The sequence below is a fragment of the Tardiphaga sp. GW821-FHT12E02 genome (assembly GCF_058807155.1).
The window spans coordinates 3,678,252-3,697,703 of record NZ_JBXAQK010000001.1; the positions used below are offsets into that span (position 1 = coordinate 3,678,252).

22 protein-coding genes and 1 tRNA gene are annotated in these 19,452 nt (G+C 61.3%); 7 read left to right on the forward strand and 16 right to left on the reverse strand.

Annotation, left to right across the window (positions count from 1 at the left end; translation table 11 throughout):
- Window positions 1-46: 46 nt before the first annotated feature.
- From AC1RQ5_RS17425 to AC1RQ5_RS17455, 7 genes are all read right to left on the reverse strand, one after another.
- Window positions 47-835 (reverse strand): SDR family NAD(P)-dependent oxidoreductase, encoded by a 789-nt coding sequence (locus AC1RQ5_RS17425; protein WP_398484692.1) that lies wholly within the window; start codon window positions 833-835, stop codon window positions 47-49.
- A 44-nt stretch (window positions 836-879) separates the two neighbouring features.
- Window positions 880-1,593 (reverse strand): ABC transporter ATP-binding protein, encoded by a 714-nt coding sequence (locus tag AC1RQ5_RS17430; RefSeq protein ID WP_398484690.1) that lies wholly within the window; start codon window positions 1,591-1,593, stop codon window positions 880-882.
- Window positions 1,593-2,360 carry an ABC transporter ATP-binding protein gene (locus tag AC1RQ5_RS17435; protein WP_493200596.1) on the reverse strand — a complete coding sequence of 256 codons (768 nt, stop codon included), beginning with the start codon at window positions 2,358-2,360 and terminating at the stop codon, window positions 1,593-1,595. Before AC1RQ5_RS17435 ends, AC1RQ5_RS17430 begins: the two co-directional genes overlap by 1 nt.
- Complete coding sequence (locus AC1RQ5_RS17440; RefSeq protein WP_493200598.1) at window positions 2,360-3,370, reverse strand: branched-chain amino acid ABC transporter permease; 1,011 nt, start codon at window positions 3,368-3,370, stop codon at window positions 2,360-2,362. Before AC1RQ5_RS17440 ends, AC1RQ5_RS17435 begins: the two co-directional genes overlap by 1 nt.
- A complete protein-coding gene (locus AC1RQ5_RS17445; protein ID WP_493200600.1) occupies window positions 3,367-4,272 on the reverse strand; it encodes a branched-chain amino acid ABC transporter permease in 906 nt (301 codons plus the stop codon). The genes AC1RQ5_RS17440 and AC1RQ5_RS17445 overlap by 4 nt, the downstream gene beginning before the upstream one ends.
- Window positions 4,273-4,393: 121 nt before the next feature.
- Window positions 4,394-5,659 carry an ABC transporter substrate-binding protein gene (locus AC1RQ5_RS17450; protein WP_398482895.1) on the reverse strand — a complete coding sequence of 422 codons (1,266 nt, stop codon included), beginning with the start codon at window positions 5,657-5,659 and terminating at the stop codon, window positions 4,394-4,396.
- Between the two features lie 204 nt (window positions 5,660-5,863).
- Window positions 5,864-7,504 carry a flavin-containing monooxygenase gene (locus tag AC1RQ5_RS17455; protein WP_493200601.1) on the reverse strand — a complete coding sequence of 547 codons (1,641 nt, stop codon included), beginning with the start codon at window positions 7,502-7,504 and terminating at the stop codon, window positions 5,864-5,866.
- 153 nt (window positions 7,505-7,657) lie between these two features.
- On the opposite strand from AC1RQ5_RS17455, the gene AC1RQ5_RS17460 reads away from it, so the two are divergent.
- Window positions 7,658-8,557 (forward strand): LysR family transcriptional regulator, encoded by a 900-nt coding sequence (locus tag AC1RQ5_RS17460; protein ID WP_493200602.1) that lies wholly within the window; start codon window positions 7,658-7,660, stop codon window positions 8,555-8,557.
- Window positions 8,558-8,569: 12 nt separating this feature from the next.
- On the opposite strand, the gene AC1RQ5_RS17465 is transcribed toward AC1RQ5_RS17460, so the two are convergent.
- Window positions 8,570-8,659: transfer RNA gene (locus tag AC1RQ5_RS17465), tRNA-Ser, on the reverse strand.
- Window positions 8,660-8,864: 205 nt separating this feature from the next.
- Between AC1RQ5_RS17465 and AC1RQ5_RS17470 the strand changes: the two genes are divergently transcribed.
- Window positions 8,865-9,524, forward strand: coding sequence for a dihydrofolate reductase family protein (locus AC1RQ5_RS17470; protein ID WP_493200604.1), 660 nt, complete (start codon window positions 8,865-8,867; stop codon window positions 9,522-9,524).
- 5 nt (window positions 9,525-9,529) lie between these two features.
- On the opposite strand, the gene AC1RQ5_RS17475 is transcribed toward AC1RQ5_RS17470, so the two are convergent.
- Complete coding sequence (locus AC1RQ5_RS17475) at window positions 9,530-10,111, reverse strand: hypothetical protein (RefSeq protein ID WP_493200606.1); 582 nt, start codon at window positions 10,109-10,111, stop codon at window positions 9,530-9,532.
- 690 nt (window positions 10,112-10,801) lie between these two features.
- On the opposite strand from AC1RQ5_RS17475, the gene AC1RQ5_RS17480 reads away from it, so the two are divergent.
- Window positions 10,802-11,590, forward strand: a complete 789-nt coding sequence (locus AC1RQ5_RS17480; protein WP_493200608.1) for an outer membrane protein — start codon at window positions 10,802-10,804, stop codon at window positions 11,588-11,590.
- Window positions 11,591-11,637: 47 nt separating this feature from the next.
- Here the strand turns inward: AC1RQ5_RS17480 and AC1RQ5_RS17485 are convergent, their stop codons facing one another.
- Entirely contained in the window at window positions 11,638-11,862 is a 225-nt protein-coding gene (locus tag AC1RQ5_RS17485; protein ID WP_493200609.1) for a hypothetical protein, read from the reverse strand.
- Between the two features lie 490 nt (window positions 11,863-12,352).
- On the opposite strand from AC1RQ5_RS17485, the gene AC1RQ5_RS17490 reads away from it, so the two are divergent.
- Entirely contained in the window at window positions 12,353-13,360 is a 1,008-nt protein-coding gene (locus tag AC1RQ5_RS17490) for a LysR family transcriptional regulator (RefSeq protein ID WP_398482881.1), read from the forward strand.
- A 9-nt stretch (window positions 13,361-13,369) separates the two neighbouring features.
- Here the strand turns inward: AC1RQ5_RS17490 and AC1RQ5_RS17495 are convergent, their stop codons facing one another.
- The 4 genes from AC1RQ5_RS17495 to AC1RQ5_RS17510 all read right to left on the reverse strand — a co-directional run bounded on the left by AC1RQ5_RS17495 (window position 13,370) and on the right by AC1RQ5_RS17510 (window position 15,172).
- The gene (locus AC1RQ5_RS17495; RefSeq protein WP_493200611.1) at window positions 13,370-13,765 is read right to left on the reverse strand and encodes a DUF930 domain-containing protein; all 396 of its coding nucleotides are present in this window, start codon (window positions 13,763-13,765) and stop codon (window positions 13,370-13,372) included.
- A gap of 113 nt (window positions 13,766-13,878) precedes the next feature.
- The gene (locus AC1RQ5_RS17500; protein WP_398482877.1) at window positions 13,879-14,133 is read right to left on the reverse strand and encodes a hypothetical protein; all 255 of its coding nucleotides are present in this window, start codon (window positions 14,131-14,133) and stop codon (window positions 13,879-13,881) included.
- Window positions 14,134-14,216: 83 nt separating this feature from the next.
- Window positions 14,217-14,438 (reverse strand): hypothetical protein, encoded by a 222-nt coding sequence (locus AC1RQ5_RS17505; protein WP_493200612.1) that lies wholly within the window; start codon window positions 14,436-14,438, stop codon window positions 14,217-14,219.
- A gap of 65 nt (window positions 14,439-14,503) precedes the next feature.
- Window positions 14,504-15,172, reverse strand: coding sequence for a Spy/CpxP family protein refolding chaperone (locus AC1RQ5_RS17510; protein ID WP_398482873.1), 669 nt, complete (start codon window positions 15,170-15,172; stop codon window positions 14,504-14,506).
- Window positions 15,173-15,387: 215 nt separating this feature from the next.
- On the opposite strand from AC1RQ5_RS17510, the gene AC1RQ5_RS17515 reads away from it, so the two are divergent.
- The 3 genes from AC1RQ5_RS17515 to AC1RQ5_RS17525 all read left to right on the forward strand — a co-directional run bounded on the left by AC1RQ5_RS17515 (window position 15,388) and on the right by AC1RQ5_RS17525 (window position 17,969).
- Complete coding sequence (locus AC1RQ5_RS17515; RefSeq protein ID WP_493200614.1) at window positions 15,388-16,377, forward strand: hydroxyacid dehydrogenase; 990 nt, start codon at window positions 15,388-15,390, stop codon at window positions 16,375-16,377.
- Between the two features lie 141 nt (window positions 16,378-16,518).
- Entirely contained in the window at window positions 16,519-17,043 is a 525-nt protein-coding gene (locus tag AC1RQ5_RS17520; RefSeq protein WP_493200615.1) for a hypothetical protein, read from the forward strand.
- Window positions 17,044-17,192: 149 nt separating this feature from the next.
- Complete coding sequence (locus tag AC1RQ5_RS17525; RefSeq protein WP_493200617.1) at window positions 17,193-17,969, forward strand: DUF2147 domain-containing protein; 777 nt, start codon at window positions 17,193-17,195, stop codon at window positions 17,967-17,969.
- A 128-nt stretch (window positions 17,970-18,097) separates the two neighbouring features.
- Here the strand turns inward: AC1RQ5_RS17525 and AC1RQ5_RS17530 are convergent, their stop codons facing one another.
- Together AC1RQ5_RS17530 and AC1RQ5_RS17535 are read right to left on the reverse strand one after the other, a co-directional pair.
- On the reverse strand, window positions 18,098-18,502 hold the full coding sequence (locus tag AC1RQ5_RS17530; protein ID WP_493200619.1) for a (R)-mandelonitrile lyase: 405 nt from the start codon (window positions 18,500-18,502) through the stop codon (window positions 18,098-18,100).
- Between the two features lie 140 nt (window positions 18,503-18,642).
- Entirely contained in the window at window positions 18,643-19,341 is a 699-nt protein-coding gene (locus AC1RQ5_RS17535; protein ID WP_493200621.1) for a ribonuclease activity regulator RraA, read from the reverse strand.
- Between the last annotated feature and the right edge of the window lie 111 nt (window positions 19,342-19,452).

Consider the following 19,452-nt stretch of genomic DNA (forward strand, 5'->3'; position numbering starts at 1 on the left):
GGAGCTCTTTGCGGAGCTGCAGTCAGTCGGTTCCCGGTGAAGAAATTCAGCGTGCGGCGGGCACGCCGCCATAGGTCGTGAGATGCGAACTGGCGAGCCAGCCGGCATCGACGGGCAGATTGATGCCGGTGATCGCCGACGCATCGTCCGACAGTAGGAAGGCGACGCCGCGCCCGATCTCCTCGGGATCGACCATGCGTCCCAGCGCTGCGCCATCGGTCAACAGGCGCTTGTCGCGGGTGCCGCGTTCGATATTGGCCAGCAATGGTGGGGTGCCGACATAGCCCGGCGATACCGCATTGACGCGCACGCCCGAGCGGCCCCAATCGGCAGCGAGACACGCCGCCATATGAACAGCCGCGGCCTTCGACGGCGCATAGGCATGAAGCGGCGCAGTGCGCGAAGCCGTGACCGAACCCGTGATCACGATGCCGCCGCGCCCGCGTTTGGTCATACGCTTGCCCGCGGTGATGCAGGACACATAGACACCGCGCAGATTGGCGGCGATGACCTTGTCAAATTCGGCGAGCGGCAGGTCTTCCGATCGGCCACCCGACTGGATCACGCCGGCATTGGCGAACAGCGCCTCGATCGGCCCGAGACGGGATTCGATATCAGCGAAGGCGGCTTCAGTGGCATGTTCATCGGTGACGTCGAAGGGAACAGACTCCGCGCCGATCTTTGTTGCGGAGTCCTGATTGGCCTTCGCATTGATGTCCGAGATGACCACACGCCAGCCGCGTTCGATCAGCACCGTCGCCGTCGCAAGACCGATACCGCTTGCGCCGCCCGTCACCACGGCAATGCGGCCGCGCCCTTCGTCCCGTTTCGTCATGGCACTCCCTTTCTTGCTTTTGTTGGCGCGATGGCTGGCGGGCACTAGACCGCAAGATAGCGCTGCTTGATCTCTTCGTTGTGCCGGAGCTCATCGATGGTGGCGCGATACACGATCTGCCCCTTGTCGATCACCGTCGCATGGGTGGCGATGCCGAGGCAGAAATGCATGTTCTGCTCGGCCAGCAGGATGGTCACGCCCATGCCCCGCAACGTCTTGATGAGTTCGCCGATGGCCTGCACGATGATCGGCGCGAGGCCCTCGCTCGGCTCATCGAGCAGCAGCACATCGGGGTTGCCCATGAGCGTGCGCGCGATCGTCAGCATCTGCTGTTCGCCGCCGGACAGACGCCCAGCCATCCGCTCCTTCATGGTGGCGAGGATCGGAAACACCTCATAGATGCGCTGGCGATTCCAGTGATTGTCGCCGCGCGGGCCTTTCTTGGCGGCGACAACGAGATTGTCATCGACGGTGTGTTCGGGAAACACCTGACGATTTTCCGGCACATAGCCGATGCCGGATCGTGCGATCTTGTAGGACGGGCGTCCCGCCAGCCCCTGCCCGGCCAGCGCGACCTTGCCGCGGCGTGGGGGCGCCAGGCCGGCGATCATCTTGAAGGTGGTGGATTTGCCGGCGCCGTTGCGGCCGAGCAGCGCCATGGTCTGGCCCTGCTCGACGGCGAGATCGACGCCGAACAGGATCTGGCTGGCGCCATAATAAACGTCGGCGGCTTCGACATGGAGGAACGGCTCGGCCATCATGCCTCTCCCACCGCTTCGGACAGATGATGGTCGGTGCCGAGATAGGCGTCGATGACATCCTGATTGCGCCGGATCTCGTCGGCGGTGCCTGTTGCCAGCACGGCGCCGTATTTCAGCACATGGATCTTCTGGGCGATCTTGAAGACGATATCCATGTCGTGCTCGATGAACAGGACAGTCATCTTCTTGACCTGCCAGAGATGCTGCACCTTACCGATCATGCGCCAGCGCTCGTCCGGCCCCATGCCGGCGGTCGGCTCGTCCAGCAGCAGCACTTTGGGCTCCATTGCGAGTGCCAGGCCGATATCGAGCAGCTTCTGATCGCCATGGGACAGGTTTCGCGACAGCGTGTGCGCCTTGTCGGCCAGGCCCAGCAGCTCGATGATCTCTTCGCTGCGCGCCTTGGTTTCCGGGATCGGGAAACGCCGCAGAAAGCTCCATGACTTCTGCTGATGCGAGATCACCGCGGCGGTGATGGCCTCACTCACCGTCAGGCTCGGAAAGATCTCTGCCACCTGAAACGCCCGCATCATGCCGAGACGGACCACGTCGAGGCTCGATTTGCCGACGATGTCCTGTCCGTCGAAGATCACCTTGCCGGAATTGGGGCGGAAGGCGCCCGAGATCAGGTTGAAGAAAGTCGTCTTCCCGGCGCCGTTTGGGCCGATGATCGCGGTCAGCGACCCCTCGGGGAAATCGATGGAGACATTGCGCGTGGCATGGACACCGCCGAAGCGCTTGTCGAGATTTTGCACCGAGAGCATCAGGCGATCCTCTCTTTGGCGAACGTCTTCTGATCGGTTTCCGGCGCAGGCGTCTTCGCCGCCTTGCGGCTCTCGATGAAATCCATGACGAAATCAGCAACGCCGCGACGCAGGCCGAGTACGATGGCGAGGATCACGATGCCAAGCACCAGTCCGTGATGCTCGGTATAGATCGATACAAAGTGCTCGAGCAGGCGCAGCAGGATGGCGCCGATGATCGGCCCGATGAAGAGCTGCGAACTGCCGAGCATGATCATGAAGATCGCCTCGCCGGACGTGGTCCAGAAGCCGAATTCCGGATAGGCCCCTGACACGAAAAGCGACAGCAGGATGCCGGCCACGCTGGCCATCGCGCCAGCCAGGATGAAGATGCCGAGCTTCATGCGGATGATGTCGACGCCGAGATAATTGGCGCGATTTGGATTGTCGCGGATCAGGCGCAGCGTGTAGCCAAATGGCGATTGCCAGACCTGCCGCATGACGAGGATGCAGATCACGAAGACAACGGCGCAGAAGATATAGAGCGACACGCTGTTGCTGAGATCGATGCCCAGGAATGGCGGCCGCGGAATGCCGCCGCGCAGGCCCTGGTCGCCGCCGGTCAGGCTCACCCAGGTCAGGATGATCGAGTGGATGAACATCTGGAACGCGAGCGTGATGAAGGAGAAATAGATCTCCTTCAAACGCACGCAGATGGCGCCGATCACCAGCGCCAGCACGGCTGTGCCGAGCACCGTGATTAGTATGGCGACCGGGATCGACACCTTGCCCGACTGCATCAGCAGGCCGAACATATAGGCGCCTGACACGAAGAAGGCGGCATGGCCGAACGAGACCAGTCCGGTGAGGCCGACCAGCAGGTTCAGCGACATCGCCAGCAGGCCATAGGCCATCACATAAATCAGGAAGTCGCGCAACGACGGCTTGGTGAAGATGAACGGGATCGCCACCAGAATGGCCAGTACGACGATCGCGATGGCCGCATCGCGCAGAAAACCGGCTTTCATCATCGCGCCACCGCCCGGCCCAGCAGGCCGCTTGGCTTGACGATCAACACGATGGCCATCATGCCGAACATGATGCCATCAACGAACAGTGGGAATCCGATTGCGCCGAATGCGCGCGTGAATCCGATCAGCAACGCCGCAATCAAGGCACCGACGATCGACCCCATGCCGCCGATCACCGTGACGATGAAGCTTTCGATCAGGATCGACAGGCCCATGCCGGGGGTCAGCGTGCGCGTCGGCGCCGCCAGCGCGCCGGCGATCCCGGCGAGTACACTGCCGACACCGAACACCGCCGCATAAAGCAACGTCGTATTGATGCCGAGCGCGCCGACCATCTGCGGATTGATCGCCAGCGCGCGGATGATCTTGCCGATGCGGGTTTTCTCGATGGCAAGCCACAGGCCTGTGCCGATGACGAGACTGGTGACGATCATGAAGACGTAATAGGCCGGCACGAAACCACCCAGGAATTCCAGCGGCGGCAGCGCAAAGACCTCCGGCATGCCCATCATCTTGTATTCGGGGCCGGCAATGATCTTCACGAGATCATCGAAGATCAGGATGACCGCATAACAGACCAGCAACTGCATCAAGATGTCCTTGCCATACACCCTGCTGATGATGAAGCGTTCGAAGATGATACCGATCAGGCCGACGCCGGCAGCGCCTGCGAGGAAGGCAAGCAGGAAGCTCGATGTCGCCGTGTAGGTCGCATAGGCGATGTAGGCGCCGGCCATATAAAACGCGCCGTGGGCGAAATTAATGACGCCCAGCACGCCAAAGATCAGCGACAGGCCGGATGCCACCATAAAAAGCAACATGCCGATAATGAGGGCCGTCGAGACCTGCGTGACAGCACAGGCCGACGATGAGAGGCAGGAAAAAAGCGCTTCAAGATTCACGACGGCAGTCCTTCGATGATCGGAGCGAGCCTGCTCCGGCCGCCGCGAATGGCGGACCGGATATGTTGGCGGAGCGTGAGAGCCGCGCAGATCCCGGTTGCGGTATCACGCCGCAAAAAGGTCAGGCGTAGCCCTTCTCCTTCTTCCACTGCTTCTCGATCTCGAGGATCTTCGACCATTCGGTATCGACATAGTCGGTGACCCATGGCGACTTGCTGAGCGTCTTACCCCAGGCCACGGGGTAATTGATGATCGTGTGATCGCTCTCGCGCATGGTGATGCCGCTGCCGCCGAAGGGCAGCTTCACCGTCATGCCGGCGATTTCCTTCGCCAGTGCCGAACTGTCCGTGTTGCCATTGGTCCGGCGGACGGCCTCGATGATGAATTGCGAGGCGACGTAGTTCTGCCAGGCCCAATTGGTCGGCTCATGCTGCGCGACCTTCACATAGGCATCGTTGAACGCGGTGTTTTCCGGTGCTTCCGGGAAGGCCTTGTTATAGCGATAGGCCGTGTTCAGGCCCGCCGGCAGATTCTTGATCGCAGCGAGAACCGGGGGATCCCCGATGCCGCCGGCGGAGAAAAAGGCGGTGTTCGCGAACAAGCGATAGAGGTTCGACTGCTCGATGAAGGCCACGACGTCGCCACCCCACAGAGCGGAGTAAACGGCCTGCGGCTTGATCTGCATCAGCTTGGTGATGCTCTCGGTGTAATCGGGGGCGAACAATTTCGGCCATAGCTGATCGACGACTTCGATCGACGGCTCGAACAGTTTAAAATATTGCAGGAACTCCGACGTATTGTCGCGGCCATAGGCATAGTCGGGCGAACAGGTCGCCCACTTCTTGAGGCCCTTCTCCTTGGCGATCTTCGCGGCATAGCTGCCGCCGGCCACAGCGTCGTGGATGCCCTGCCGTGCGGATCGGAATACGTTCTTGCTGAACTGCTTGGGATCGGCCGTCAGAGAGGATGTCTCGCTGCAGGTATGGATGCAGAGGATGCCGAGATCGCGCACCACCTCATGCACGGCAAAGCTGCCCGACGAGGCCTCGCCATCGATGACGATGTCGCAGCCGTCATTGTTGACGAGATCGCGCGTCACCTTCGCAGCTTCGTCGGGACGCCCCTTGGAATCGCGATCGATCACTTCGAACTTGCGGCCATTGATGCCGCCCGCTTCGTTGATCTGATTGAATGCCAGTTGCACCGCGGATCGGCTGGATGTGCCGAGAATGGCGACGCGGCCGGACAAAATGGTCGGCAGCGCAATTCTGATCACCTTGGCCTGCGCACCGGCGATATGCGGCGTGCTGAATGCGGCGAGGCCTGCCATCGCACCAGCGCCCTTGAGGACGCGTCGGCGTGAAATGCCCTTGGTCGTTGTCGTCATTGAACCCTCCCTGATTTTATGTCCGGCTTTGCCGGTACAAATTTTATTAGTTCAAATCGGCATCGCGTTTCAGATGGCGTTGTCTCCTTGCCTTGTTGTGGATCGATCATCCTGCTGCATGAGATCGTGCAGCAGGAACGCAGCGCTGTCCAACGGACTTTACAGAAGTATCGCGTAAATTTGCCGCAACGACCTCGCGGTCGGTCAGCTCAGCGCAAAACCGCGATAGCCGTTCTGCGCAACGTCATTACAGATCGCAGTATAGCGCGCGAAGCCACCGGCATAGGGCATGAAGACGCGCGGCTTGCCCGGCACATTGGCGCCGAGATACCAGGACGAGCTGGCCATCGGCAGCAATGTGGCATCCGCGGCTTCATTGACATGCGTGACCCATTTCTCGGTAGGCTCGGGCTCCGCCTCGATACGCTTGAGGCCTTTGGCGCGCATGTCGCGGATACAATCGGTGATCCAGTCCACATGCTGCTCGATGGCGATCGGCATGTTGCAGAGCACTGAAGGGCTGCCCGGACCGGTGATGGTGAACAGGTTGGGAAATTTCGGCGATTGCAGGCCGAGATAGGTCTGCGGTCCCGCGGACCATGCATCCTTCAGTTTGTACCCTTGGCTGCCGCTGATGTTGAGATTGACCAGCGGTCCGGTCAACGCGTCAAAGCCGGTAGCAAAGACGATGATGTCGAGTTCGTATTCCTGCTTGGTGGTGCGAATGCCCTTCGGCGTGACCTCTACGATCGGCTCCGCCTTGATATCGACGAGCAGCACATTGTCCCGGTTGAACGTTTCGAAATAACCGCTGTCGATCGGCGGGCGCTTGGTGGCAAAGCCGTGATCATATGGCGTGAGCATTTCTGCGATCGCGGGATCCTTTACAACTTCCTTGATCTTGCTGCGGAGGAAGTCCGAAGCCGTGAGATTGGCATCGGCATTCTGCAGCACATCCGAGAACGACGCCCGGAAACGCAAGCCGCCGCGCTCCCATGCCTTCTCGTAAATGCCCTGACGCTCTGTGTCAGAAACCGCCAGTGCCGACTGGGTCGAGATGGTGAAGGGATGGCCATTGGTGCCAGCACGCGCGAGCTTCCAGATATCGTCGTAGTTTTCGCGGGTGTGCTTCACGTCTTCCGCGGTCACCGGGCCATTGCGCGCCGGAATGCTGTAATTCGCGGTGCGCTGGAACACCGTGAGGTGCCCTGCCTGCTCCGCGATGACGGGCGCCGCCTGAATGCCGGTCGATCCCGTACCAATCTGGCCGACGCGCTTGCCCTTGAAGTCGACGCCGTCATGGGGCCAAAGGCCGGTGTGATACCACTGCCCCTCGAAGCTCTCGAGCCCCTTCATCTTTGGCACATTGGCCGTGGAGAGGCAGCCAACCGCCGTGATCAGAAACGGCGCCGAGAAGGTCTGGTCGTCCTTCGTCTGCACGGTCCAGGTGTTGGTGGCGTCGTCGAAAGCGGCTGACGTGACTTCGGTGTTCAACCGGATATCACGCTTCAGATCGAGCTTATCAGCGACGAAGTTCAGATATTTCCGGATCTCGGGATGTTCGGGATAGCGCTCGCTCCAGCTCCATTCCTGCTCGATCTCCTTATTAAAGGAGTAGCAGTAATAATAGCTTTCGGAATCGCAGCGCGCACCCGGATATCGGTTCCAGTACCAGGTGCCGCCAACGCCATCGGCCTTTTCGAGCACGACGGCGTTCAGGCCGAGATCATCGCGCAATTTGTGAAGTTGATAGAGGCCGGAAAAACCGGCGCCGATGATGATCGCGTCAACAGCGTGGCGCGATGCTCCATTCGCCGCAGATGCAGCGCTCTCCTCGATGGCCAATGGTCATCTCCCGCTTTGTTTTCTGCGCGGCAGCATGGCGCCGCGCGCTGTTGAATCGAAGGCTAGAGATTTGCCGGATGGCTTTCCATACTCTATCGTTCAAACCTGATGTGAATTTTGGTCACAAGAGAAAACGTGAACCGCTATACCGAGATGCTGGTGTTCGTGCGGGCTGCCGAGGATGGCAGTTTCTCTGCCGCGGCCCGCAATCTGGCGATCACGCCATCGGCGGTGAGCAAACTTGTGGCGCGCCTGGAAGAGCGGGTGGGCGCGCTGTTGTTCCGCCGCGCGCACCGCAACATCGTGATGACGCCGGAGGGCGAGGTCTTTTACCAGGCCGCCCTCGCCGCCATCGAGGCCGTGGAAGCAGCCGACGCCACCGTCTTCAGCGGCATGCTCGGGCGCGAAACGCTGCGCATTCGCTCGATGCCCATCTTTGGGCAGACGGTGCTGGCGCAAAAGCTCCCCGACTTCTGCCGCGCCCATCCGGATCTTCAGGTCGAATTGCAGCTGCGCATCGATCCCGGTCCGCTGCTCGACGAAGGCACCGACGTCACCATCCATGTTGGCCATCTCAGCGACTCCTCGCTGGTGGCGACACGCTTCACCACCACACGCTGGATCATCTGCGCATCGCCGGACTATTTGGCCGAACACGGCACGCCGTCGCACCCGAATGAGCTGGCGCAACACGCCTGCCTGAATTTTCATGCGTCCATCGCAGCGAGCACCTGGACGGTGCGTGGCGCCGACGGCCAGTCGGCACCAATGACGGTCAAGAGCCGCATCCGATCGAACCAAGCGTCAGTCCTGGTCGAATTCGCCCGCCGGGGTCTTGGCATCGTGCGCCTGATCGAGGTGCAGATCGCCGATGATCTCGCTCAAGGGCGACTGGTCGAACTGTTTCCAGAGCATCAATGCCCCGAGGAGCATCCGATCTACGCGGTCTATCAAAGCCGCCGGCTGCTGAGCAACCGCGTCCGCGTGTTCCTGGATTTCCTCAGAGCCACCTTCCCCGACCCGCCGCCTTGGCAATATTGGCGCAGAAAGTGAGCTTTTGACTGGTGGCGGAAAGGGTGGGATTCGAACCCACGGTACCCTTGCAGGCACGGCGGTTTTCAAGACCGCTGCCTTAAACCACTCGGCCACCTTTCCAGACGGCAGCGCTTAGCAAAGCCCGGCCTCCGGGGGAAGCGAAATACGGAGGAAACCGCCCTCGGATCCATATGCCGGGCTGCGACAGCCGTCCCTGCTCGCAGCGACCTTCACCGATGTCCTCGTTTTTTGTCCGCATCAGTCGGAATCGTGCGGGGCCGGACGTCTTCAACAGGAATGCCAGCCAACGTCTTGGAGAATGGATATGCGAAAACTCATCGTCGGCGCTTTTATCAGCCTCGATGGCGTCATGCAGGCGCCCGGCGGGCCGGAGGAAGATCCGATCGGCGGCTTCACATTCGGCGGCTGGGCAACCTCCTATTTCGATGACGAGGCGGGCGCCATGGTTGGCGAGATGTTCAGCACGCCGTTCGATCTCCTGCTCGGGCGCAAGACCTATGACATCTTCGCCGCGCACTGGCCTTATGCGCCACCGGACGATCCGATCGGGCCACTGTTCGATCGCATCGCCAAATATGTCGCGACACGCAATCAGGACTTCAAGGCGACCTGGCAGAACAGCCACCTGCTCGGTGCCGACGCGGTGGCGGCGATTCGCGCATTGAAGAACGAGGATGGACCAAACCTGCTCACCCAGGGATCGACCGATTTCCTCAAGACACTCTTCGAACACGGGCCGGTCGATGAGATCTACGCCTTCATCTTCCCGCTCATACTCGGGCGCGGCAAGCGACTGTTCGGCGACGCGTCGATGCCGTCATCGCTGAAGCTGCTGTCGTCACGGACCAGCACGACCGGCGTCACCCTCAATCGCTATGCGCCTGTGGGCGAAGTGGTCACCGGCTCGTTCGAATTCGCGCAGCCGACCGAGGCCGAACTCGCGCGACGCAAGAATCTGACCTGACCGCCTCAACGCGCGGGCGCGCTCGGCAGCGGCGCGCCACCGACAGAAATGGCGCCTGCCGGCCGATCTGCCGGCGCGCGCTTGCGGGGCGCCGTTGGCGCCGGGCGCGGAGCCGCTGCCATCGGCGCAGCAGCGACCGGTGTCGCGGGCGCTGCAACCGCAGCGCCAGGCGCTGGCACCCGGCCCTGCTGCACCTGTTCCATACGGGTCGTCAGGCTGGACACCTGCATGGTCAAGCCCTGGATCTGGTCGGACAGCCGCTTGAGCTCGGCTTGCTGGGCTTTCAGCAGATCGGTTGCCGTCTGGATCGAACTGCCGGTCTGCTGCTGGAAAGCTGAGAAATCGGCCGCGCTGACCGCAGGTTCGGACGCGCTCGCCAGCACATCCGCATTTGAGTTGCTGGATGCCGGGCTGGCCACACCGTGCAGCGCGTCGGTGACGGTATCGAGGTTGAGCCAGAGCAGCCCGCCAGCTGCGCCGAGCAAGAGCAGGACGGCCAGAATGCCGATTCCCCCAAACGACCGCCGCTTCCGCAGCGTCTCCGGCGGTGGCCCGACATTGATCTCATTCCCGTAACTATCAGCCACTGAGCTTCCCCACGCCTCTTGTCGTCGATCCTGTACCGGCCTCGGGGCACCCCCGCGGGCACCTTGTCGGCACGGAAGCCACTGGCTTTAACTACCAAACCATTGGGCCTGATAGCGGCATCTCTCTGTTTCACCGGCTTGCGCGCAGCTGACGCCACATGCAGGCCAAGGAATCTGCAAGATGGTGCCACGGTTTAGCGCGCATGGATGTTGCAGCCGCGCATCACCGCGCCACTGAATGAAAATGACCGCGTGAATATCTTTGACTGTGCGGCCTCTCGTGACGTTTGGTCGCCGCGGGGGATAAGGACCACGACCATGATCGATACCGTCACCGCACTGTTCGGCGTACTCAGCGCAAGCATCCTCGTTGCTCACGCCTACGACGGCTTCCGCGCCCGCTTCTGATTCCGGTCTGCGCGACCGACGCCGCATGCGCGGCGTCCGCTGATATCAGGCCGCGCAAAACCAACTCAGCTCCGGTGTGATAATGTCACCGCCCGAGCCTGCGACTGAGATCCAGGTCGCTACTGGCCACAGCCGCTATAGGCCGGCCAACTCATAAACCACACTCAGGTATTGTTCCGCTGCTGTTGCCGCCTGGTGACAGCTTCAGCCGCCAAGACTCGCTAGGATTTTCTTAATCGCCGAATTCTCGGCGGACGAAGGTTCTCGATGAGACGGCTTGGATTGGCATTGCTCATGGCGATGTCCGGCGTGGCGCCAGCCACGGCGGCCGACCTGCCGTCACGCCTTGTCACCAAGGCGCCGTCCATCTCCGATCCCACATATAATTGGGGCGGCTGGTATGCCGGCGGACAGATTGGCGCCGCCTGGGGCACGAGCAATGTCGGCAACGCCTTCGTCAATGGCACGACCCCGATCGCCAATCAGCAGATATTTACCGCGACCTCGCCGCAGTTGAGCCCGACCGGTTTCAGCGGTGGCGGACAGATCGGCTATAATCACCAGGTCGATCGCTGGCTGTTCGGTATCGAAGCCGATGCGAGCTATACCGGCCTGCGCCAGAACCGTAACGCAACGGCCGCCTTCCCGGCCGGCGGCGCATTTGCGACAACGGCGTCCGTAACCAGTGACTGGATGGCTACGCTCCGCCCGCGGGCCGGCTATGCCGTCGATCGGACCCTGTTCTATGTGACGGGCGGTCTCGCTCTGACCGACCTCAATTTCGCGTCGTCCTATTCCGACACGACCGGCCAAAGCGCCAGTGCGGGTTTTGGTAAAACCAAGTTTGGCTGGGTCGCCGGTGCCGGCATCGAGCATGCCTTCACCCAGAACTGGACTGCCAAGGTCGAATATCTCTATGCGGATTTCGGCAAGCAATCGGTGACGACGCCGGTCCTCTCGGGAGCAGGCGCGGTCAATGGACTGGTCGCTCAGGACGTCGATCTGAAGACCAACACGCTGCGCGGTGGTCTCAACTATCATTTCAGCGGCCCGCCATTTGCCAAATACTGACGATCGCTGCCTCTCGTCTTGAGATCTGAATCTCGTCTTGAGAATCGTCAGCCTGCGAGAGCCAGGGGGCGCCCCGCCACAGGGAAGGTTTCGACCGTTACGGTCCAGCGCAGCGGCCAGCAGGTCAGATCGGGACGCACGGAATGCACGTAGCCACCGACATAAGCGCTGTCGGACGCTTCGCTGAAACGCTCGTCGATCATCTCGCCGTGGAGATGCGCCATCCGGCAGCGGCGCATCTGCGCGTAAGATGTCGTCTCGAATGTGGCCAACATGGGCTCCCGCGATTGCATGATACTCGATAGCGAGCGTCAGTGAGTCGCGGTTAACAAATCTTCAAGCGCATAGCAGATCGGGGCGTCGAAGCCTCCCGTCCTCAGCATCTAACCTCTTCGGCCATAAATAATGCGCCGAGCGCCCTCTTCGGCGGCGTGAGCCGCAGCAACCGCCGCGCTTCGCAATGCGGGCATACGAAGGTCCGGACCTCACCTCCGCTGCCATCAGGCTCGATCTTCACCAGGAACGACTGAGTCCGACAGTTCGAGCATTTGAGGTGCTCGGTTCTGATATTGTCGTTGAGATACGCTCTGCGTCTGGACGGCATATCTGGTCTCCGAAACCGGCTAGGGCTTTCGCTCCCGGTGCCATATTTGGCTTGTCCGAAAGCTCCGGAATGACAACCTGTAATTGCTCAAGAAGACATTTACCCGACCAAGGAATCAGGGCCGTATGGAGGTACCTCACCTGAGGTTGAAAATCTAGATGCCACACGACCTGGCGGTAAGGTTTTTCGCGCAGTGTGGCATCGAATCAATAAATTCCTTGATTGTGAACCAAAGCAGTACAACTGTAGATTTTTATACCGCCATTGAATCGGTGTTCGGGAGGCATGGCATGCACAAGCGATATCAGCCGCTTAACATCCCGATCGAGATCGTCCGCACCGTGGTGGCAATCTCCGAAACAGGTAGCCTGACCAAGGCGGCCGAGCGCCTGGGACTGAGCCAGCCGGCCGTCAGCTCCCAGATCAAGCGCATTCAGGGGCTGGTCGGCGGCGCGCTTTTCACAAAGACGTCCCAGGGGACGACGGCCACGCAACTCGGCAAACTGGTGCTGCATCAGGCCCGCCGCCTCCTTGACGCCAATGACCAGATGCTGCGGATCGGCGGCGCTGCGCATCTGCCGCAACCGGTCCGGCTCGGGCTGAGCACGCTGTTCGTCCGTCAGTTCCTGAGCCAGCAAGGCACCGGCAAACTCGCCGACGTGATCATCCACACCGACAATTCCGTCGGTATCACCAAGGGGCTGATCGACGGCTATATCGACATCGCCTACATCTTCGAAAATCCGCAGATGACCGGCGAGATCTCGCATCTTATCGTCAATGAAATGGATGAGGAATTTGTCTGGGTCCGCGCCAGGGATTTCGTGCTGAGCCCGGGGGCGCCAGTTCCGCTGCTGACCTGGCCAGGGGACGACCTGATGATCCGCACGCTGACGCGGCACGGCCTCGCCTACAAGATCGTATTCAACAGTCCCGACTATCACGCGAAGCTGGCGGCGGTCGAAGCCGGTATCGGCATTGCCGCGATCCCAAAGCGCATGATTCCGGAGCCGCTCGTTTGGGCGCAGGAATATTACCTGCCGCCGCTTCCGCCGCTCAAGGCGTTGCTGTGTGCAAGATCAAATCTGGAAAGCTCGGACAGTACGGAACTGCTGACAGCGATCTCGGAACGGTTCTTCAAGACCCAGCAGGTCGTGAACCTGTAGGTGCCGACGTCACCGCGGCACGAGGTAATGCGTGTCCCATTCGCCACGCGGCACTTCCGCGCCGAGCTGGTAGCTGAACGACTTGATGTCCAGACCGTCCGGCGACGTCTCGCAGACATAGGCTAGCCTGTACCACTTGCCGGAGGAGCGTATCGCCCCGCCTGGCGCCTTGATCTGGGTTCCACGGATCACAGGGTCGGCAAAGGCGTAAGCGACGAATTCGTCGGGTCGATAGCCCTTGTGTTCCCGGCCGACGATGCCCATCGCACGCGCATCACAGCGCTGCTCGATGCGGGTCACCGGATCGAGTTTCAACATCTGATCCGTGCGTGAGGACCGCGCATTGGCGGGGAACACGCCGATGATTCCGGCCGCCAGAACGGCGCCAAGAGCGATACTTTTCATGGGCTTGGATGAACGTCTTAAGATTATTTGCGAACAAAGCTATTACGCCAAGCTAGCACGTTCGCTGTCGCAGAACACCCCGCCATCGCAATGGCAGGGTTGCACACTCGCCCTCAACCGATCCGCTTGTGATCGAGCAACTGGTAGAATTCGGACGGTTTGAACTCGCGTCCGCCCAATCCAGAGATGTGAACGCGCCAGCCGGCGTCGGTCAATTGCCGCGCCTGTGCGACGGCGATGTCCGGAATGATCCGGTGCGTGGTCAGGCTCCGGTCGTCACGTGTCGCATGGATCGTAAACACTTCACCGCGCCGGGATTGCGCGGGCATTCCGACCTCAAAGCCGTCTTCAACCAACACCGTCGTCAACGCCAGTCTCCTGCAAAGCGACTCGCCTGAGACTATCGTGCGCCGTGTTGGTTAACTGAACCTTGCGGCCAATACGACGGCACTCAAGATTTGAAGACGCCGGTAATTCTGTCCCACAGCGATGGATCCTGATTGGCATCATGCTTCGACTTGTCGGGCTGCGTGGCACTTACCGGATCCGATGCCGGAAAGGTGTCATTCAAGCCGGCCTTCAGGTCTTCACTCGTCCTGCGATCTGCCCTCGCCGCTTCCCGTACGCCTTCGGCGTATTTGTCATGCGGCGCCGGATCGAATTTCTCAGCCATGACGATCTCCTCCTGTGATTGGAGGAAAAACGTGCGCCCGACAAAGAGGTTCCCGAAGACCTCGCTCAGTCGAGACCGCGTTCGCGGCTGAGCTTCACCATTTCCTGGATAAACATCGCCTTCTGCTTCTCGTCGAGCACGAGATAAAGCGGCTCTGCGGCGTCCGCGACGGCACGCTGATCGCCGGCGCGATCATTCAGGAACTGCGCCTCATTGCGCATCTGCTCGATGATGTCGTCCGGTGGATCGCGTTTGGCGCGGGCGTTGCGCAGCTTGAGCCGCTCGGCGCCATTGTTGCCGAGCGTATGCATGGCATCGCTGAAACCGGCCCAGTTCTTTTCCTGCTCAGGGGTCAGATTGAGCGAAGTCTTGATGCGGGTAATGTTGGCGTCGCTATTGGCGACGATCTGTTCGGCGGTCAATTCCGGCGATTGCTCGGCGCCTTTCTTGCCCTTCTTTGCCTTGGCCTGCTTGGTATTAGACTGGGCGCCAGACACGGGCCCACGCACGCTGTTGTTGTTCGAGGGCACGCCGAGCACCCCGCCGACCGCGCCGACGACACCGCCGATCGCACCGCCCAGCACGCCGCCGATCGGCCCTGCCGCACGATTGCCGTCGCGCGCACCCTGCTGCATCCCCTGCACCAGCCCCTGGGCATGAACGGCGCTCACATGCCCAAGCAACATGACGACAGTGACACACAGCAAGCGATGCAGCTGGGACGATCGGATCATCGGCATCTCCATGGCCGCTTTTGCGGCGCAGCAAAATCCGCAGACCGGAATCTGCAGCATCGAACATAGTCGCTTCGCTTCGATCAAGTCCACCAGCGGCGTCATGCATGTGCTGCAGCAGCCGATATGGACCTCGTCGCACCAAGCCTGTTAGATAAATCCGGCGCAACGGCGAATGTTTGCGCATCACAGATAGAATCTCTCAAGGGGTGGATATGGCGACCAACAAGAAGAAACTTCTGATCACCGAGTCGCTCTCTCCGCAAGGTCGCGAGTTGTTTGCTGCGCGCGATGACATTGAGATCATCAACTTCAGCAATCTGATTTCCGCCCCGGACTTCCTCAAACTTATCGAAGCCAATGCGCCCGTACACGGCGCAGCGCTTGGCGCTACGCGTTTCGGCGCGCCCGAGCTCGAAGCCAGCAAAGACCTGAAGGTCGTGGCCCGTATCGGCGTCGGCTATGACGCAGTGGATGTGCCGGCGCTCAGCAAACACAAGGTGCCGCTGATGATCGCAGGCACCGCCAATTCGCCTTCGGTTGCCGAACAAGCATTGTTCATGATGCTCACGCTGGCCAAGCGCGCGGCCGAATTGCATGCCATGGTCAAGGACGGCAAATGGGCGACGCGCTTCACCGCACTGCCATTCGATCTGTTCGGCAAGACCGTTCTCGTGATCGGCTTCGGCCGCATCGGCACGCGCACCGCATCGCGCTGCCAGGCCATGGAAATGAACGTGCTGATCTATGACCCCTATGTCTCCGCCGATGCGATCAAGGCGGCTGGCTATGAGCCGGTGAAGGATCTCGACGCCGGTGTCGCGCAGGCGGACTTTGTCACTTTGCACTGCCCAAAGACGCCGGAAACCACTGGCCTGTTCGATGCCGCGCGCATCGCGAAGATGAAGCCAACGGCTTATCTCATCAACACCGCCCGCGGCGGCATCGTCGTGGAAGCCGCGCTCTACGCCGCCCTGACGTCAGGCAAGCTCGCCGGCGCCGGTCTCGATGTGTTCGAAGCCGAACCACCTCCGCTTGGTCACGCGCTGTTCGAGTTGCCGAATGTCATCATCGCCCCGCATGTCGCCGGTGTCACCCGCGAAGCACTCGACCGCATGGGTCTGCAGACGGCTCGCAACATGCTGAGTGCCATCGATGGCGAACCGATCCGCGCCAATGTGGTCAATGCCGACATTCTGGACTGACGGTGACGTGCACGGCTGCCGGGCAAATGGTCGCCGGCACGCCCCAAAACGGCCACAGGCGTTGTGAAAGTGTCATATAGCCGGCTCACCGCCGGCATCTAACACCTTGATTTGCCTTTTGGATTTACCGGGAGCCACCGCATGACCCAGAGCGATCCGACCGATCACGCCCTTGCCGCCATTGCCAGCATTCTCGACAGCAAGGAATCCTCGCTGTCGCGGATCGCCACGGCAGAGCCGGCGGCGGCCGGTGAAGACACCGTCGTGGTCGTCGCCGAGCGGGTCACGGTGACCGTCGAGCAGGAAACCGTCATTGCTGAGATCGACGCGCCAACCACGGCGCCTGGGCACGACTCCGAAGCGGTGGCGGAGCTTGTCGCGATCGAGCCTGCCGAGGTCGATGGCTATACCCGCCTTGGTCCTGGCCCGCTCGATGCCATTCGTTTCCGCTGGACTGCACGGCGCGACGAGGACGGCCAGTATTTCGTCGATGAGACCATCGGTAGCCATTCGCGGCCGATTCCGTCAGGTCCGATGCCCCGCGGCGAGGTGGTCGCATTCATCAATGCGCGCGAAAGTGCGGCACGCGAACGCTTTCAGAGCCTGAAGCGCCAGATGACCATCAGCCGCGAGGTGCCCCAGGTCGAAGCTGTGGGCGAAAGTTGACGCCAGCCTAACTTTTCGGAACGGCGGCATGAACCCGCCGTTTTGTCCTGACGACGAAGAAGCACAACGGTTTCGGTGAGATCTGCGCTCTGGAGGCGAGACGCAGCTCATGGATCGGAACCGGATGCGCAAACGTTCAGGGGACCATCATGACGCGCTTCGCCGCCATTGCCGCCATCCTGCTGGCCACAACGACAGCACAGGCTGCCGACACCTACTCCTTTGATATCGGCGGCCAGACCGTCACCATCGACGCACCGAAGGATTGCAGTTCTGCTGACTGCGTGTCGGTCTCGATCCCCGGTGTGTTCGAATACAACACCAAGCGCGTTCGCCGCGATCGTGACCGCGACAACCGCGAGAGCAACACGGCGCCATCCCCCCGAGAGGAGCGCGTGCGACCCGCCCCGCCATCGACCACAGCCCAGCCTGCGCAACCAGCACCTGCGCCTGTCGCAGCCGCTCCTGCGGCGCCAGCGACGACTGCCACGCCGCCGGCGCCATCAGCCGCAGCACCGAGCAGCACGCCTGCCGCAGCAGAGCCTGCAAAGCCCGCGCAATCGACCGTGGTTGCAAATGCGCCTGCCGCCGATTCTGCCGTGAAACCGGCACCGACGGCCGCGGCCGCCGCCTCGCCGCTCGGGATCTGGATGACCGAGAAGAACGAAGGCAAGATCCGCATCGAAGCCTGCGGCAACGACATCTGCGGCTATGCCATGGACAAGAAGACCGAGGCCAATGGCGAAAAGATCCTGATCAATATGAAGCCGGGCGACAACAAATGGGCCGGAAAGATCTACGATCCGAAAAGCCGCAGCACCTATGACTCGACCATCGCGTTGAACGGCAATGATTCGCTGCGCGTGCAGGGTTGCGCCTTCGGCGGCATGTTCTGCGGTGGTCAGACCTGGACGCGGGTAAATTAACTCCGCTGTCTTCGTCCGCCTTGACCGGGCGATCCAGTAGACACTGACAGCAATATCAACACGCCATCCTAGTTTACTGGGCCACCCGCTTTCGCGGGTGGCGACAGTTCAGTTACAAATGTGCCGATTCAACCGACAGCCTTGCCATACTGCTCGTCGGTCACCTTCTCCATCCAGTCCGCTGTCTTGCCATCCTGCGATTCCTGCATGGCGATGTGGACCATGCCGGTTTCCGGCGCAGCACCATGCCAATGTTTCTCACCCGGAGGAATCCAGACGGTATCGCCCGGCTTGATCTCGACGATCGCCTGACCTTCCGTCTGAAACCGGCCGACACCGTCCGTCACATACAACGTCTGGCCGAACGGATGCGTGTGCCAGGCCGTGCGCGCGCCTGGCTCAAAACTCACGCGGAACGTCACAAGCCGCGCCGGCGCTTCGGCAACGACGACCGGATCCTGCCAGACCGTGCCCGTAAAATACTCTTCCGGCGCCCGTTTGGTCGGACGCGAACCTGCAGGGAAAAGCTTCATGGCACGGTCTCTCTCTCTCTGCTCCTCATGGTGAGGAGGCGCAACGCGCCGTCTCGAACCATGAGATGTTCATCGTATCTGCATCCTTCGAGACGCGGCCTGCGGCCGCTCCTCAGGATGAGGGTGACATCGTCTTAGTCTTACTTCTTCGACGCGGCGTAGCGCGCCTTGGTCTCGGCATTCATCGGATAGAGGCCCGGCAGCGAAGCGCCGTTGTTCACCTCATTGACGATCCAGGCTTCCATGCGCTCCTGCTCTTCGCCTTCGGCGAGAACGTGATCGAGGAACGCTTTCGGAATCACAACTGCACCATCCTGATCGGCGACGATGATATCGTCCGGGAAAATGGCAACGCTGCCGCAGCCGATCGGTTCACCCCAGCCGACAAAGGTCAGGCCAGTCACCGAAGCCGGTGCCGCAAAGCCGTCGCACCACACGGGCAGATTGGTGCCGAGCACGCCTTCGACGTCACGCACCACGCCGTCGCTGACCAGCGCCGCAACGCCGCGCTTCTGCATGCGCGCGCACAGGATGTCGCCGAAGATTCCGGCGTCGGTGATGCCCATGGCATCGACCACAGCGATGCAGCCTTCCGGCATCGCCTCGATGGCGGTGCGGGTCGAGATTGGCGACGACCAGGATTCCGGCGTGGCAAGGTCTTCACGGGCCGGCACGAAGCGCAGCGTGAAAGCAGGCCCGACGAGCCGCGGCAGGCCCGGACGCAACGGCTTGGCGCCGCGGACCCAGACATTACGCAGCCCTTTCTTCAGCAACACCGTGGTGATGGTGGCGGTGGAGATCTTGGACAGGGTGGCAATGACTTCGGGAGACAGGGACATGCGCGGAGCTTTCCGTCAGGGGGTTATCAGGCGGCGCATCTTGCGGTGGAATGCCACGGCGTCAAGGGGCGCCGTCGCACGCGTGGCCTGCCGCAAGAAAATGCATTGCGA

Excerpts from the sequence above, each read along its gene's own strand:
- AC1RQ5_RS17425 (WP_398484692.1), bottom strand. The coding sequence starts at position 835 with ATGACGAAACGGGACGAAGGGCGCGGCCGCATTGCCGTGGTGACGGGC.
- AC1RQ5_RS17430 (WP_398484690.1), bottom strand. The coding sequence starts at position 1,593 with ATGGCCGAGCCGTTCCTCCATGTCGAAGCCGCCGACGTTTATTATGGC.
- AC1RQ5_RS17435 (WP_493200596.1), bottom strand. The coding sequence starts at position 2,360 with ATGCTCTCGGTGCAAAATCTCGACAAGCGCTTCGGCGGTGTCCATGCC.
- AC1RQ5_RS17440 (WP_493200598.1), bottom strand. The coding sequence starts at position 3,370 with ATGATGAAAGCCGGTTTTCTGCGCGATGCGGCCATCGCGATCGTCGTA.
- AC1RQ5_RS17450 (WP_398482895.1), bottom strand. The coding sequence starts at position 5,659 with ATGACGACAACGACCAAGGGCATTTCACGCCGACGCGTCCTCAAGGGC.
- AC1RQ5_RS17460 (WP_493200602.1), top strand. The coding sequence starts at position 7,658 with ATGCTGGTGTTCGTGCGGGCTGCCGAGGATGGCAGTTTCTCTGCCGCG.
- AC1RQ5_RS17470 (WP_493200604.1), top strand. The coding sequence starts at position 8,865 with ATGCGAAAACTCATCGTCGGCGCTTTTATCAGCCTCGATGGCGTCATG.
- AC1RQ5_RS17490 (WP_398482881.1), top strand. The coding sequence starts at position 12,353 with ATGCCACACGACCTGGCGGTAAGGTTTTTCGCGCAGTGTGGCATCGAA.
- AC1RQ5_RS17495 (WP_493200611.1), bottom strand. The coding sequence starts at position 13,765 with ATGAAAAGTATCGCTCTTGGCGCCGTTCTGGCGGCCGGAATCATCGGC.
- AC1RQ5_RS17505 (WP_493200612.1), bottom strand. The coding sequence starts at position 14,438 with ATGGCTGAGAAATTCGATCCGGCGCCGCATGACAAATACGCCGAAGGC.
- AC1RQ5_RS17510 (WP_398482873.1), bottom strand. The coding sequence starts at position 15,172 with ATGATCCGATCGTCCCAGCTGCATCGCTTGCTGTGTGTCACTGTCGTC.
- AC1RQ5_RS17515 (WP_493200614.1), top strand. The coding sequence starts at position 15,388 with ATGGCGACCAACAAGAAGAAACTTCTGATCACCGAGTCGCTCTCTCCG.
- AC1RQ5_RS17520 (WP_493200615.1), top strand. The coding sequence starts at position 16,519 with ATGACCCAGAGCGATCCGACCGATCACGCCCTTGCCGCCATTGCCAGC.
- AC1RQ5_RS17525 (WP_493200617.1), top strand. The coding sequence starts at position 17,193 with ATGACGCGCTTCGCCGCCATTGCCGCCATCCTGCTGGCCACAACGACA.
- AC1RQ5_RS17530 (WP_493200619.1), bottom strand. The coding sequence starts at position 18,502 with ATGAAGCTTTTCCCTGCAGGTTCGCGTCCGACCAAACGGGCGCCGGAA.
- AC1RQ5_RS17535 (WP_493200621.1), bottom strand. The coding sequence starts at position 19,341 with ATGTCCCTGTCTCCCGAAGTCATTGCCACCCTGTCCAAGATCTCCACC.